15 protein-coding genes and 1 pseudogene are annotated in these 12,701 nt (G+C 53.5%); 6 read left to right on the top strand and 10 right to left on the bottom strand.

Annotated features, from left to right (window positions below; all coding sequences use genetic code 11):
* Positions 1-22 precede the first annotated feature (22 nt).
* Complete coding sequence (locus A3OI_RS0101080; protein ID WP_018402508.1) at positions 23-1,156, top strand: lysylphosphatidylglycerol synthase transmembrane domain-containing protein; 1,134 nt, start codon at positions 23-25, stop codon at positions 1,154-1,156.
* Positions 1,153-3,387: a glycosyltransferase gene (locus tag A3OI_RS0101085; protein ID WP_018402509.1), complete on the top strand. Its 2,235-nt coding sequence runs from the start codon at positions 1,153-1,155 to the stop codon at positions 3,385-3,387. The genes A3OI_RS0101080 and A3OI_RS0101085 overlap by 4 nt, the downstream gene beginning before the upstream one ends.
* A gap of 65 nt (positions 3,388-3,452) precedes the next feature.
* On the opposite strand, the gene trhO is transcribed toward A3OI_RS0101085, so the two are convergent.
* Positions 3,453-4,460, bottom strand: a complete 1,008-nt coding sequence (gene trhO / locus A3OI_RS0101090; protein WP_018402510.1) for an oxygen-dependent tRNA uridine(34) hydroxylase TrhO — start codon at positions 4,458-4,460, stop codon at positions 3,453-3,455.
* Between the two features lie 148 nt (positions 4,461-4,608).
* Complete coding sequence (locus A3OI_RS0101095) at positions 4,609-5,337, bottom strand: DsbA family protein (protein WP_018402511.1); 729 nt, start codon at positions 5,335-5,337, stop codon at positions 4,609-4,611.
* A gap of 123 nt (positions 5,338-5,460) precedes the next feature.
* On the opposite strand from A3OI_RS0101095, the gene A3OI_RS22505 reads away from it, so the two are divergent.
* Entirely contained in the window at positions 5,461-5,637 is a 177-nt protein-coding gene (locus A3OI_RS22505; protein WP_018402512.1) for a DUF6435 family protein, read from the top strand.
* Positions 5,638-5,691: 54 nt separating this feature from the next.
* On the opposite strand, the gene A3OI_RS0101105 is transcribed toward A3OI_RS22505, so the two are convergent.
* Positions 5,692-6,036 (bottom strand): chaperone modulator CbpM, encoded by a 345-nt coding sequence (locus tag A3OI_RS0101105; RefSeq protein WP_018402513.1) that lies wholly within the window; start codon positions 6,034-6,036, stop codon positions 5,692-5,694.
* A 13-nt stretch (positions 6,037-6,049) separates the two neighbouring features.
* Positions 6,050-7,003: a DnaJ C-terminal domain-containing protein gene (locus A3OI_RS0101110; RefSeq protein WP_018402514.1), complete on the bottom strand. Its 954-nt coding sequence runs from the start codon at positions 7,001-7,003 to the stop codon at positions 6,050-6,052.
* A 205-nt stretch (positions 7,004-7,208) separates the two neighbouring features.
* Between A3OI_RS0101110 and A3OI_RS0101115 the strand changes: the two genes are divergently transcribed.
* Positions 7,209-7,652 carry a YtoQ family protein gene (locus tag A3OI_RS0101115; RefSeq protein ID WP_018402515.1) on the top strand — a complete coding sequence of 148 codons (444 nt, stop codon included), beginning with the start codon at positions 7,209-7,211 and terminating at the stop codon, positions 7,650-7,652.
* Between the two features lie 70 nt (positions 7,653-7,722).
* Here the strand turns inward: A3OI_RS0101115 and A3OI_RS0101120 are convergent, their stop codons facing one another.
* From A3OI_RS0101120 to A3OI_RS0101135, 4 genes are read right to left on the bottom strand one after another with little or no spacing between them, the layout of a single operon-like run.
* Positions 7,723-8,106, bottom strand: coding sequence for a DUF2750 domain-containing protein (locus A3OI_RS0101120; RefSeq protein ID WP_018402516.1), 384 nt, complete (start codon positions 8,104-8,106; stop codon positions 7,723-7,725).
* A gap of 43 nt (positions 8,107-8,149) precedes the next feature.
* Entirely contained in the window at positions 8,150-8,902 is a 753-nt protein-coding gene (locus tag A3OI_RS0101125) for a homocysteine S-methyltransferase family protein (RefSeq protein WP_018402517.1), read from the bottom strand.
* 51 nt (positions 8,903-8,953) lie between these two features.
* Positions 8,954-9,385, bottom strand: a complete 432-nt coding sequence (locus tag A3OI_RS0101130) for a DUF3010 family protein (protein WP_018402518.1) — start codon at positions 9,383-9,385, stop codon at positions 8,954-8,956.
* A gap of 16 nt (positions 9,386-9,401) precedes the next feature.
* Positions 9,402-9,746 carry a PBPRA1643 family SWIM/SEC-C metal-binding motif protein gene (locus tag A3OI_RS0101135; protein ID WP_018402519.1) on the bottom strand — a complete coding sequence of 115 codons (345 nt, stop codon included), beginning with the start codon at positions 9,744-9,746 and terminating at the stop codon, positions 9,402-9,404.
* A gap of 266 nt (positions 9,747-10,012) precedes the next feature.
* Between A3OI_RS0101135 and A3OI_RS0101140 the strand changes: the two genes are divergently transcribed.
* Both A3OI_RS0101140 and A3OI_RS0101145 read left to right on the top strand, forming a co-directional pair.
* On the top strand, positions 10,013-11,020 hold the full coding sequence (locus A3OI_RS0101140) for a zinc-dependent alcohol dehydrogenase family protein (RefSeq protein ID WP_018402520.1): 1,008 nt from the start codon (positions 10,013-10,015) through the stop codon (positions 11,018-11,020).
* Positions 11,021-11,107: 87 nt separating this feature from the next.
* Positions 11,108-11,728, top strand: coding sequence for a flavin reductase family protein (locus A3OI_RS0101145; RefSeq protein ID WP_018402521.1), 621 nt, complete (start codon positions 11,108-11,110; stop codon positions 11,726-11,728).
* A 133-nt stretch (positions 11,729-11,861) separates the two neighbouring features.
* Here the strand turns inward: A3OI_RS0101145 and A3OI_RS21400 are convergent, their stop codons facing one another.
* Together A3OI_RS21400 and A3OI_RS19035 are read right to left on the bottom strand one after the other, a co-directional pair.
* A complete protein-coding gene (locus A3OI_RS21400; protein WP_018402522.1) occupies positions 11,862-12,038 on the bottom strand; it encodes a CCGSCS motif protein in 177 nt (58 codons plus the stop codon).
* A 131-nt stretch (positions 12,039-12,169) separates the two neighbouring features.
* Positions 12,170-12,701 (bottom strand): annotated as a pseudogene (locus tag A3OI_RS19035) (IS1595 family transposase); the annotation flags it as partial.

Below are 12,701 nucleotides of genomic sequence, written 5' to 3' on the forward strand. Positions count from 1 at the left end.
GCCTGACGTGAGTACTTCCGCTGTGAACCAGCCCACTGGAAAACATCAAACCTGCCCGAAAGCGCCCGAACCAATACCCAAAGTGCAGGTTGAAAGCACCGGAAGACGTGCTATCAATTCAAATCAACAGGGCACATCTGGAAAACGTCTGGCGCTATTCAGCCTTTTATTCGTCGCGCTCACAGGCGTTGGCCTTTACACCGTTTATACCCATTTTGCAGGCAAAAGCCTGAGCTTTGACAACCGCCTGCTGGAGCCGGCCACGCTATTGTCTCTGGCCGCCCTGCTTGCTGTTTACTTCATTGCGGACGCCCTACGTCTTCACTTTACTCTGCGCGCACTGGGGCACCGCCTGAACGCCGCGGTTATCGCCCGGCTGGTGTTTATTAATCTGTTTTTCTCAAACGTCACGCCTATGGCCACCGGCGGCGGTTTTGCCCAAATCTGGTATCTGCACAAGCACGGCGTACCCATAGGCACCGCAACCGCGGCCACTACTATCCGGACTCTGTTGGCTGTTATCTTTATTTTTTCGCTGACACCGGTGTTTCTGCTGTCATTGGGGGCATTGGAGGGACGCGCGATCAGCGGCAATGTGGGTATTGCACTGACGTTCCTCATCTTTCTGTATCTAGGGTTTTTCGCGGTGCTGTTATTGCGCACACGCTGGCTGATGGCGCCTTTGGCGAAACTACTGACGGCTTTATGGCGCCTGAAGCTGATAAGCGCTGAACGCCACCGACACTGGCAGTTCAAGGCCAAGCGGGAGATGCTGAGGTTTTCCGCCAGTTTTGGCGATTATCTGCGCGGCCAGCCAATGTATATTGCGCTGTCGGTGCTATTTACCGCTGTATTTCTGCTCAGCCTGTTCAGCTTTCCGGCCCTTTTGCTCCACAGCCTGGATTACACGGTGGACTATATAACAACGCTAGGCTTGCTGGTGGTCACAACCTTCATCATGTACTTCTCGCCCACCCCGGGGGCATCAGGCATTTCAGAAGGCGTGTTTGGCAGTTTTTTCAGCGAGATCCTGGCGCCCTCACATCTTTTGCTGGTGATTGTGGCCTGGCGTTTTCTGTCCATTTATCTCGGTATGCTGATTGGCCTGGTGGTCATGCAACGGGAGTTGATACGGCAACGGAGAGCCACACCATGAATCGCCCACGGCTACTGAAATGGCTTTTTTACCTTTGCCTCACCGTGGTGGTTCTGCTGGTGGGCTACAAGGTATACCTGAACCTGTTTATGAAGGACTTCAATTCGCTGCATTCCGAGCAGGCGCAGCGTATTAGCGAGGCCCTGGCAAACGACCAACCACTGCGCTTCGCGGTGGTTGGCAACATCAATAACTCCATCGGTATTTTTGAGGAACGTATCGTGCCGGCGCTAAACGCGGCCGAATACGACTTTATGGTGTCCGCCGGTAATGCGGTCAGCAGCGGTGGCGAGGACAAGTACCGGGCGTTGTTTGGCTCGCTGGGGCACCTGGACATTCCCTGGTTGATGACCTTTGGCGACAACGAATATGACAACTTTGGGAGCTTCCGCTTTTACGATCATTTCGGCCCGCATTTTTACAGCGTGCGCGCCGGCGTCAGCCGGTTAATTTTCCTCGACAGCACCGGCAAAACCGCTTGGCAATGGCAGCTGCATTGGCTCGATGAACTGCTGGCCGAAGACACCTCCAAAGCCCGCATTATCTTTATAGGTGACCCGCCGTTACATCCATCCCAAAGTGCACTTTTTGACCAGAGTGACGACTATCTACAGCCACCGGAATTCCGTAAGGCACTGCTGGACATCGTCAAGAAGTACGACGTAAACGCGGTCATCTCTGCAAACCTGTCCCTTTACGACGAGCAAATAATCGACAGCACCCTGTTTATAACCACCGGCGGTGCGGGCGGCCTGGTATTGAATGACGACATCAGTTTCTACCACTATCTGATGCTGCAAATTGATACTGACGGCAACGTCAGCCACACACTGCAAAAGCTGGAGGTGGGCCAGCATCCGCTTTTGAAAAAACTGGAAAGCCTGTGGTTCTTTATCTATTCGCTGTTTTACACCGGCTACCTGAATTTCTTTTTACTGATAGCTGTGTTTTCCGCCATCGCTATTAAGCTTTACGGCCTTATCTTCGTTGGTAAAAACTACTACCCAGACTATGACCTGGACGCCACGCCCTTTTTGCAAAAGCCCATACGGGTGGCCATGTTCACCAACAATTATTTGCCGTTTATTGGCGGCGTGCCTATATCCATTGCCCGTTTGCGTTGGGGACTGGAAGCCATGGGCGACAGTGTACTGGTGGTGGCACCGCGTTATCAGAACCAGCCGGCACAGGAAGAAAGCGTCCTACGGGTACCGGCACTGCTCACTATGGACTCCAAGCGCGAGTTCCGCTTGGCCAATATATTTCTAAGCCGCATTCGCAAACGGCTACGGGTTTTCAAACCAGACATTATTCACCTGCACCACCCCTTCTGGTTGGGGTCGCTCGGGCTGCTTCTAGCCCGCCGGTTAAAAGTACCCGCAGTGTACACCTACCACACCCGGCTGGAGCACTACGCGCACTTTGTCCCCCTGCCAGGCATGTTATTTCGTAATCTGATTTCCCACGCGCTGATCAAACGCTTTGCCAACAAGTGCGACACGGTGATTGTTCCCACTTACTCGATTGAAGAGTATCTGCGGATGATTGGGGTGAAAACCCCCGTTTACGTGCAGCCTACCGGCATTGAGTATGAGCGTTTTCAGGCTGTGAACGCCGCCGACGTACAAAAATTGCGCGAAAGGTTGGGCCTGAAAAGCGAGAGAGTGCTGGTGAGTGTGTCGCGACTGTCGAACGAGAAAAATATCGATTTCATGATCAATGGGCTGAATGAACTGCGCCGCAAAACCGCCGCTGAGTTTCATTTTGTCATGATTGGCGAAGGCCATCAGCGTGAACGCCTACAACAAAAAATAGACGACCTGGGTTTGCAGAAGCACATCACTCTGGCCGGCAGCGTTGAGCCAGAGGCTGTGGCCACCTGGTATCAATTGGGCGACATCTTTGTGTTTGCGTCGAAATCAGAAACCCAGGGAATGGTGATTCTGGAGGCCATGGCAGCAGGCTTGCCGGTAGTCGCTGTGCGTTCGAGCGGAATTGATGACGTAATACGCCAGGGCTTCAACGGTTTTAAAACGCCGGAGAAACAAGGCCTGTGGTGCGAGAAAATACAACAGTTACTAGAGCAGGATGAGTTGCGCCAACAGTTGGCAGAACAGGCCCTGGCCTTTGCCAAGGACTATTCGGTAGAGCGGTTTGCCAAAGACGTGCGCAGAATTTACGGTGAAACGCTGGCAATGGCCGCCAAAAAGGCGAGACCTAAAAAGTCTTAAAGCCGCAGACCGCTAACGGCTTTTCTGATGCTTACGGCTTGCGCTGGGTAAAAGCGTTGAGCCCATCAGGAACGGGCTTTTTCACCTTCCAGACTTAGTTTGGCCTGACGTGCGCGCTCGGCCTGCTTGCGTTTTTTGCGTTCAGCAACAACGCGAGCCGCATCGCCTCCTACGTGAACTTCACCACGCTCCTCGGCCAGGCGCATTTGCCGTTCGCGCTCGGCAAAGCGTGCCTTTTGAGACTCGCTTGATACACCAGCGCACTGGTGACAGCTCACACCTTTGTTATATTCCGGCCGCAGCTTGTCATTTTCAGTAATCGGGCGACGGCAGGCGTGGCACTGGTCATAATCGCCACGTTCGAGACGATAATTGACCGTGACACGATCATCAAATACGAAACATTCACCTTCCCACAAGCTTTTCTCTTCCGGCATCTCTTCCAGGTATTTTAAAATGCCGCCTTTGAGGTGGTACACCTCGTCAAAGCCCTGCTCTTTCATATAGGCCGTCGATTTTTCACAGCGGATACCACCGGTGCAAAACATGGCGACTTTCTTGTGTTTGGCCGGATCAAGGTTCTGTCTTACGTATTCGGGAAACTCGCGAAACGTATCTGTGGCGGGGTTGAGGGCGTTTTTGAAGGTGCCAATTTCCACTTCATACTGGTTGCGGGTATCAACCAGCACCACCTCAGGATCGGAAATCAATTCGTTCCATTGCTCGGAATTCAGATAGGTGCCCACGATGCGTTTTGGATCGATGCCTTCGACGCCCATGGTGACAATTTCTTTCTTCAGCTTGACCTTGGTGCGCTTGAACGGCTGCTCGCCGACAAACGATTCCTTGTATTCAATGTCGGCGAAACGGTCATCGCTGTTAATCCAGGTCTTTACCGCATCAACGCCCTCGCGGCTGCCGGCTACGGTGCCATTAATGCCCTCGCCGGCCAGCAATAATGTGCCATGCACACCTTTTGCCAGCATCAGGCTCAGCAGCGGCTGGCGCAGGGCCTGGTAGTCATTCAGAACCGCGAACTTATACAGCGCACACACAACAACGGAATCCGTCATAGCAATCTCCTGCAGGCCGGATCGTAAATCCGGAGCATGGTTGGGGTAGTCGGATATTTAAAGAGGGGGTAATTTTAGCCAATTAAGGCGATGGATCAAGTCAGGAGTGGCCGCAGCAGTGCGCTGCGGCCAGGTACCACCAAAAACGTTAGCGGCTGGCAGCCAGTTCGCGTTCCACCACAGCCGACAGCTGCCCCCAGCCCGGGCGGGTCAGGACGATGTTATCGACCATTACAGTGGGTGTGCTGACCACTCGTAACTGGGTTGCCACTTTGGCGCTTTGTTCAATGGCCTCGCGGTGCAGTTCGGTGGCCATGCAGCGGCTGAATCGATTTTCACTCAGGCCGAGGTCGCCGGCATAGCGGGTAAACGTTGCCTGAGGGTCTGACACGCCCGCCCAGGCCGACTGATTGCTGTACAGTGTATCGTGCATCGGCCAAAAGGCGTTCTGGTCGCCCGCGCAGCGCGCGGCCTGGGCAGCCGGCATGGCGTTGGCGTGCTGTGATAATGGCAGCTCAAAATACACAAAACGCACCTTACCGCTTTCCACGTACTCTTTTTTCAAGCGTTGACTAGCGTCGGCGAAGCGGGCACAGGCCGGACACTGATAATCCGCAAATTCCCGCACCACAACCGGCGCATCAGCTGCACCCACTGAAACACCAAACTGATCAAACCCGGCTGGAAAATCCGGCGTGCCTTTTTTTGCAACGGGCAGTTCATCGGAATCCGGCGACGGGCCAGACGTTATAAAAAACAGGCCAATCAACATGGCGACGACAATTAAAGTCATAACACCCAGGGCCAGCGAGCGCTTGCTAGCCGGTTTGCGAGGCGCCGGGGAACCCCTGTGATGGCGACGTTTTGCTTCACCCATGAAAACCAACTCCGTTGCGTATTAAAGGGTTAGCAGTAGAGCATAACCGGGGGTGTTGGCCTAGTCATCAAATTTGGTATATTTGACGTACACGTAGTAGATCTTATTAAAAAGGATAAATATATGCTGGGATTATTTAAAAGCGATCCGAAGAAAAAGCTGCAAAAAGCCTACGAGGCCAAGTTGGAAAAAGCACTTCACTATCAGCGCAATGGAGATTTACGCACCCACAGCACGCTGATGTTATATGAGGCAGAAAGCCTGTATGCCAAAATTCAAGCGCTCGAAAAGAGCGCCTGAATACGAAAGAACGGCGCTGCTGTCATCAGCACGAGCCGAATACTTACGTTTAGCCTATTCGCCTGATAGCTGTCGAAGGCGCTGGTTCAGGCGGCTTACTTCCCTACGCATTTGCTGAACTTCATCCAGCAAATCGAGCGATACCGCCAGACCCGGCAAATTCAGTTTCAAATCCTGCTGCAGTCTTAGCGCCCGCTGTAGGCGTGTTAAAGCCATTACATCGAATTGCCAGTCCCGCGGAAGGTGATGCTCTTCGATGGGCGACACAATGCCGTAGTTCACCAGCTTAATCACGAATTCTGCGTGGCATTCGCCACGTTCGCAAATCTCGTGCAATGTAAACACGCCACCGTCGGCATCGGTAATTTCTACAGTCAAAATGCGGTCTTGTCTGCTCATCCAAAACCTCCGGTTACACGTGCAGTTTGGCGCGTGGATTGAAGTCTTTTTCGGCGTCTGCCAGTTGTTGATAAATGGCCAGCGCTTGTTCCGAATGCTCTTCAGGTAGCGTCACCTGTAAAGTCACAATCTGATCACCCACGTGCTTGCCAGGCAAGCCTTTGCCTTTCAAACGCAGTTTGCGACCGCTGGAAGAACCTTTTGGTACCTTTACGCTCACTTTACCACCGACTACCGGCACAGTGATGCTGGCGCCTAACGCGCCCTCCCAGGGGCTGATAGGAACGGTAATTACCACATCGTTGCCTTCTACTATGAACTGCGGATGGGGTGCCAGTTCCACTTCAATAAACAGATCGCCGGCGCTGGCGCCGCCCACACCGGGCGAACCCTGGCCTTTCAGGCGAATATGCTGTCCCTCGCGCATACCGGCGGGAATTTTGACCTTGAGGATTTTCTGCCGCGCCACTACGCGACCACGCTCGTCTGCGTCATGCACAGCGAACGACACTTGTTTGTCGCAACCGTTATAGGCTTCTTCCAGAGACAGCGCCAGCCGTGCATGGATGTCTTCACCGCGCATGCGCATGTTCTGACGAGAACCGCCGCCACCGGCTTTCTGGCCACGGCCAAACATCTGCTCAAAAAAGTCGCTGAACTGGCTGGCATCGGCTTCAGTATAGCCACCGCCACCAAAACCGGATTCGCTCTGCCAGCCAGGAGGTGGCTGGAAAGAACCGTCAGGTTGCGCGCCGTACTTGCGCAACTGGTCATATTCGGTGCGTTTTTCCGGATCCTTCAGAACTTCGTAGGCTTCGCCGACATTTTTGAACATCTCATCAGCGTTATCTTCTTTGCTCACGTCCGGATGATATTTCCGCGCCAGTTTGCGATAGGACTTTTTAATGTCTTCGGGGGAGGCAGACTCGCTCACACCGAGCACGACGTAATAATCTTTGAAATCCATGGTTCTCCTCATATCGGCGCACGGCGGCTCGCAGCGGCTCAAAGACGATTGTCCTACTATCTATAATTGGCGCAAACGGGAAAATTGCAAGTGAATCCCGGGTGTTGAAGGCGTGAAATGAATCCCGCTGTTCACTTGCGTATAATAATGCCACCTTTATTGGCACCGTAGAAAATCTGCCCGAATATTACCTTAGGAGAACCCGATGATCTGGACTGTCTATCTTTCTGGCGAAATTCATACAGACTGGCGTGAGCAAATTCAGGCGGGCGCAGAAGCGGCCGGCCTGCCGGTAGAGTTCACCGCCCCGGTCACCAATCACGAAGCCAGCGATGCGGCGGGCGATACGCTGGGCAAGCCCGATGTGGCGTTTTGGCGCGATCACCAGTCATCCAAAGTGAACGGTATTCGCACGAAGACGATGCTGGAGCAGTGCGACCTTGCAGTGATTCGCTTCGGTGACAAGTACAAACAGTGGAACGCCGCTTTTGACGCTGGGTTCTGCGCCGCCATGGGCACGCCTTACATTACCCTGCACGGCGACGACATTGTCCACTCGCTGAAAGAAGTGGACTCCGCCGCCATGGCGTGGGCACAGACGCCTGAACAGGTGGTTGAAGTTTTGAAGTACGTGACGACGGCTGAGTAAAAACAGGATCGGGGACAGATTTGAAATCTGTCCCCTAACTTTGAGATTTTAAACCTGTCCCCTACCCTACCTAAAAGCTCGACATCTCTTCTTGCAGATCGCGCTTTAGTTCTTCCGGCGAGGTTATCCACAAAGTACCGTCCGCGCCGGGGAACACGCCCACTTCCCGTTTGTCTTTGGTCAGGCCCGGCACCCATTTTTTGAAAAAGTCTGGCAGGGAAATGCTTTTCGGGGTCAGATCGTCTGAGCCCTTGGCATATTCCGCGGCAAACTCGGCGCTGGGCCACACAGGCACGTGCGCCACGCCCTCCTCTTCTGAAACAAGTTTCAGAAAACGGTTGTCGGCATTAATCAGTATCCAGATATTCCGCTCTTCAAGCACGGCGCTCAAAAAGTAGTCGTAGCGCTCTTCGCCGTTCATTTCGAGCACGTCGGTTAATTCATTACTGCTCATAAGGATTCCATCAATTTAAAGATTTGAACTCGAATTTTCTTGCTCAGGAGTTTGACACAGGCTGCGGGGAGAACCGAATAAACTCATAGTCGTCGGCAAGGGCATCCACAGACTTGAAAGCGTTGGCATAACCGCCCACGCACGGGTGCAACCTAACCAGCTCGGGCATGGCAGCAGAAATTAACTCGGGGTCACAGCAGTTGAGCATTACGGCCGCAGGTGAATACGGGGAAACGGCGGCAACCGCCTCAGCCAGGGTTTCACCAGACATTAGTTTACCGTCTGCCTCAAGGCGAAACGCGACGCCATAAGGCTTGCCCAGCTCGCTCGCGGCGGCACAGGCCGCACACGCTTCCAGGGTATTGGTCATGGTTTCAATCAGCAGTACGTCAGCGGCGGCCTGCTGCTTTACCAGCACCGAGTATTCATCCCGCAAATCCTCAAACGAACGCGCGGGCTGGCCCTGATAACTTCCAGCCAGGGGTGGCAGACAACCTGCAATATCCACACACGCGCCAGTGGCTTTTACAGCCTGTCCCAGCAACTCGAAAGCATTTTGGTGAATGGCCGCCAACTGCTCCAACTGGCCGTGCCGCAGCAAACGGGATGGCGTGGCAGCATAAGTGTTGAGGGGTAACGTTTTGGCGCCAGCGCGGATAAAGTCAGCGTGCACTGCGGTCACCACGCCTGGCTGCTCTTGCATAACCGCAACAGACCATAGCGGCGAACTGACATTAGCAGCACGGCGGTAAATTTCCTGGCCGAGGCCGCCATCAAGAAGTACTACAGATCGCATAAAACGTTTTAATTCCTCAAAGTGAAAGTGTGAACCTGAACATTGCGGGCGTTACTTTGCCATATGCCCCACATAAGCCGCTGTAAATGCGGTTTCCTGAAAAATCTTCAAACCGGTGTCTGCAAACGGAACAGGCAGAGGGTTAGATGAGAGCGTCGATTTAATCAGTGCAGGCGGAAGCAAAACAACCTCAATGTCGGCACTGGTCATTAATTGAATAGCTGACTCTAATTTGAAGCTGATGGCACCGCCAGCGAACTTGCCTTTTGGCATACGCTCTTTAATAGCCACTTTATTGACGCCGTGCTCGGTCAAAAATTTCGCGATGGACGCTTGAAACTCTTGAAGGTCGCCACGGGTGTGGTTTTTCTTCAAACTTAGCTTACGAACCTTACTGTCTGGCAGACTGAAATGCCCTTGATCCAGGTTCAGCAAACACACCACGGCATCTGAGCCGGTTAATTCAACACCACAAACGCGCATACACTATCCCCGCGGCTTAACCGCAGCACTTTTTGAATTTAACACCGCTGCCGCAACTGCAAGGATCGTTTCGGGCCGGTACTTTAGCCTGCGTTACCGTTACGCCCTTGTCCAGAATCGTCGTTAACTCGGCAACGGATTCAACCGCATCCGCGCTTGCATCTACCGTAATGTTGGCAAACAGACCTGCTTCAGCTACCAGAGCTTCAACTTCCTGCTTTCGTGCTTCACTGGTAACAACCAGCGTTAGCGGGAACTTCTTACTACCTGGCTTTTTGCTGGCATTGGTCTGAAAACCGCCGTGCGCCGTGTGGTGCTGACGGGCATCCTGCCGGCCTTTAAAAAAGAACTTGTCGGACATGCTGCTATCTCTGATGGGTAAAAACGATGTGCCCGAGCCTATAAACGCAGGTTGTTGTCGGGGGAAATGGTTTTAGCACGGTTATCGAGCGGGATATATAGTAGATGGTGGAAAATACGATGTCGTTTAACCCATTTAACGAGCGTACATAAGAAAATCCTCTACTGGCTCCCACAGTACAGGTTGTTCATTATCATTAACCAAAAGACTTCAGTAAGCTTCGGGCACACTGACTACATCTGCAGCAACCATCAAAGGCCATTGATATGAAAAGCATTACCCTTTCAAGCCCCGGCGGTCTGGAACATCTCAAGCTTAACAATAGCGCGGAACCTGGCGCGCCTGGGCCTGGCCAAATTCGGGTACGCATTCATGCCTGCTCCCTGAACTATCACGATTATGCAGTGGTTGTCGGGGCCATCCCAACCGAAGACCAGCGCATCCCCATGGCGGATGGCGCTGGTGTTGTGGAAGCCATCGGTGAAGGTGTCAGCGAATTCAAGGTTGGCGACCATGTGGTATCAACCTTCTTCCCTGAATGGCTGACTGGCGCCGCCCCTATTGATAACTTCAGCACCACGCCCGGTGACGGTCAGGATGGTTACGCCCGCGAACAGGTCGTTCGCCCAACCAACTGGTTTACCCACGCACCAAAGGGCTATACCCATGCTGAAGCGGCCACTCTGACCACCGCAGGCTTAACAGCATGGCGAGCACTGGCTGTTAATGGTGGCTTAAAAGCAGGCGATACCGTGCTTACGCTGGGTACTGGTGGGGTGTCTGTGTTTGCGCTGCAGTTCGCCAAGTTGATGGGCGCGCGAGTTATTTCCACGTCGTCCTCAGACGAAAAACTGGAACGGCTAACAGCATTGGGTGCAGACCACACCATCAATTACAAAACAACGTCGGCCTGGGGCGCGAGAGTTCAGGAGCTGACAAACGGCGTGGGTGTTGATCACGTTATCGAAGTGGGTGGCCCTGGCACTCTTCCGGAATCCATTGATGCCGTTCGCATTGGCGGCCATATCGCGCTTATAGGCGTACTGACCGGCCGGGCTGGCGATATTCCCACCGCAAAACTGATGGCGAAACAGGCCCGGCTGCAAGGCTTGATTGTGGGCAGCCGAACCCATCAGCAAGAGATGATTCGCGCAATCGAAGCAAACGGCATGCACCCGGTTCTTGACCGGTCTTTTGCGCTGGAAGAAATTGCCGATGCTTTTCGCCATGAAGCATCCGGCAAGCACTTCGGGAAGATCTGCCTGGAGTTCTAATACAGACGCCTAGTTTAACGGGCCACTCCGCACGGTGGCCTGGTTACACCCATGCGTAAAGCCCAAGTTTTTTGTCAGGAGTCTGTTATGCCCGAAGATATACACTTCTACGAACCCGCCAATGGTCACCGACTTGCACATGACCCATTCAATGCCCTGGTGGCCCCGCGGCCGATTGGATGGATTTCATCCAAAAGCCGTGACGGCGTGCTTAATCTTGCGCCCTATAGCTTCTTCAACGCCTTCAACTATGTTCCCCCAATCGTCGGATTCTCCAGCATCGGCTATAAGGATTCCGTGCGTAATGCGGAGGAAACCGGTGAGTTTTGCTGGAATCTGGCGACTCGTCCTCTGGCAGAGGCCATGAACCAAACCTGCGCCGCTGTCGGGCCTGACGTCGATGAATTCGCTCTTTCAGAGCTGACACCGAAGCCTTCGCGGATTATCTCCGTGCCGCACGTGGCGGAAAGTCCGGTAACATTTGAATGTCGGGTCACGCAGATTCTTCAGTTGGCAGGCGCCGACGGCCAGAAGGTCAATACCTGGATGGTGTTCGGCGAGGTGGTGGGCGTGCACATAGCGCAACACCTGCTGCGGGACGGCGTTTACGATACTGCAGCGGGCGAACCCATTCTTCGCGGCGGCGGACCGGCGGACTACTTTGCAGTGGGCGCGTCGCAAAAATTTCAGATGCATCGGCCGAAATAAATCAGCCCCAACTTAACCGTAATGTGTTGAGTGGCGCTGCGTTAAAATTGCAGCACTAACATCAAGAAGCTGCAAACAGCTCGCGCGCGTTTTTTGCAGCCTTACCCACTCAAAAAGCGATACCGCTATCAGTTTACGAGCAAGAACCGCAGCAAACGCCTGGATCGCCGTGCTTGCCTTTCTTTTTAGGCGACATCTCGGCGTCAACAGCGGCTTCTTTTTGTGCTTTTGGGTCGAAGTGCTGAGCTGACTCCGCTTGTACTGCCTCGGCTTTTTTTCCTTTGAATACGTCTTTAAATGACTGAACCATTGGGATGCACCTCGATTGTGGTCTTTAACATTTATGTGTAATGAATCTTATTGGTTGGATCAAATTTAGTCAATAGGTTCTGTAACTATTCAGCTCATATCCACCATGATCATTAAAATAGAGTCTCATTGAAGCATGGCTTTGAGATCGTAGCGCCGATTGAAGCGGTATTCGAACTCAGCGAGGTAGCGAGGGGCATGCTGCTCCCGGATGGCGTGGTAAGTGCCAGTAATCGCGTTCTTGACGTTGCCGAGCAGGGTGTTGACCCAGTTGAACTCAGGATTCGCCATGCTGGCACGACCGCCTCCGGTGATGTGGCGCTCGTGGACGCAGGTGGCCGTGTCGAAGGCCCGGAAACAGTTGAGACCATCGCTGACAACGTGGCTTCCGGGCGCAATGGCCTGTTGGCTATAGCGACGCACCTCGGCCAGGGTAAAGCCACTCACACGGCGAAGCTGAACCCGCATCGGGTGGCCCTCGCTATTAGTTTGTACCGCAGCGACAAAGGGGAATTTATGCTCGGCACCACGACCTGGTTTTCCTGACCGTTCGCCGCCCAGATAGGCGTCATCAATCTCGATGCGGCCGCTGAGCCTCTCTCCCTGGTTGCGATCGTACATGACCTGCAGCACCTTGTGTTTGAGCTTCCAGGCCGTGTTATAA

Origin of the sequence: Marinobacter gelidimuriae, from assembly GCF_000372805.1 — a bacterium.
GTDB classification, from domain to species: domain Bacteria; phylum Pseudomonadota; class Gammaproteobacteria; order Pseudomonadales; family Oleiphilaceae; genus Marinobacter; species Marinobacter gelidimuriae.

Excerpts from the sequence above, each read along its gene's own strand:
- A3OI_RS0101095 (WP_018402511.1), bottom strand. The coding sequence starts at position 5,337 with ATGGGTGAAGCAAAACGTCGCCATCACAGGGGTTCCCCGGCGCCTCGC.
- A3OI_RS0101105 (WP_018402513.1), bottom strand. The coding sequence starts at position 6,036 with ATGAGCAGACAAGACCGCATTTTGACTGTAGAAATTACCGATGCCGAC.
- A3OI_RS0101125 (WP_018402517.1), bottom strand. The coding sequence starts at position 8,902 with ATGCGATCTGTAGTACTTCTTGATGGCGGCCTCGGCCAGGAAATTTAC.
- A3OI_RS0101110 (WP_018402514.1), bottom strand. The coding sequence starts at position 7,003 with ATGGATTTCAAAGATTATTACGTCGTGCTCGGTGTGAGCGAGTCTGCC.
- A3OI_RS0101135 (WP_018402519.1), bottom strand. The coding sequence starts at position 9,746 with ATGTCCGACAAGTTCTTTTTTAAAGGCCGGCAGGATGCCCGTCAGCAC.
- A3OI_RS0101130 (WP_018402518.1), bottom strand. The coding sequence starts at position 9,385 with ATGCGCGTTTGTGGTGTTGAATTAACCGGCTCAGATGCCGTGGTGTGT.
- A3OI_RS21400 (WP_018402522.1), bottom strand. The coding sequence starts at position 12,038 with ATGGTTCAGTCATTTAAAGACGTATTCAAAGGAAAAAAAGCCGAGGCA.
- A3OI_RS0101115 (WP_018402515.1), top strand. The coding sequence starts at position 7,209 with ATGATCTGGACTGTCTATCTTTCTGGCGAAATTCATACAGACTGGCGT.
- A3OI_RS22505 (WP_018402512.1), top strand. The coding sequence starts at position 5,461 with ATGCTGGGATTATTTAAAAGCGATCCGAAGAAAAAGCTGCAAAAAGCC.
- A3OI_RS0101120 (WP_018402516.1), bottom strand. The coding sequence starts at position 8,106 with ATGAGCAGTAATGAATTAACCGACGTGCTCGAAATGAACGGCGAAGAG.
- A3OI_RS0101140 (WP_018402520.1), top strand. The coding sequence starts at position 10,013 with ATGAAAAGCATTACCCTTTCAAGCCCCGGCGGTCTGGAACATCTCAAG.
- A3OI_RS0101085 (WP_018402509.1), top strand. The coding sequence starts at position 1,153 with ATGAATCGCCCACGGCTACTGAAATGGCTTTTTTACCTTTGCCTCACC.
- A3OI_RS0101145 (WP_018402521.1), top strand. The coding sequence starts at position 11,108 with ATGCCCGAAGATATACACTTCTACGAACCCGCCAATGGTCACCGACTT.
- trhO (WP_018402510.1), bottom strand. The coding sequence starts at position 4,460 with ATGACGGATTCCGTTGTTGTGTGTGCGCTGTATAAGTTCGCGGTTCTG.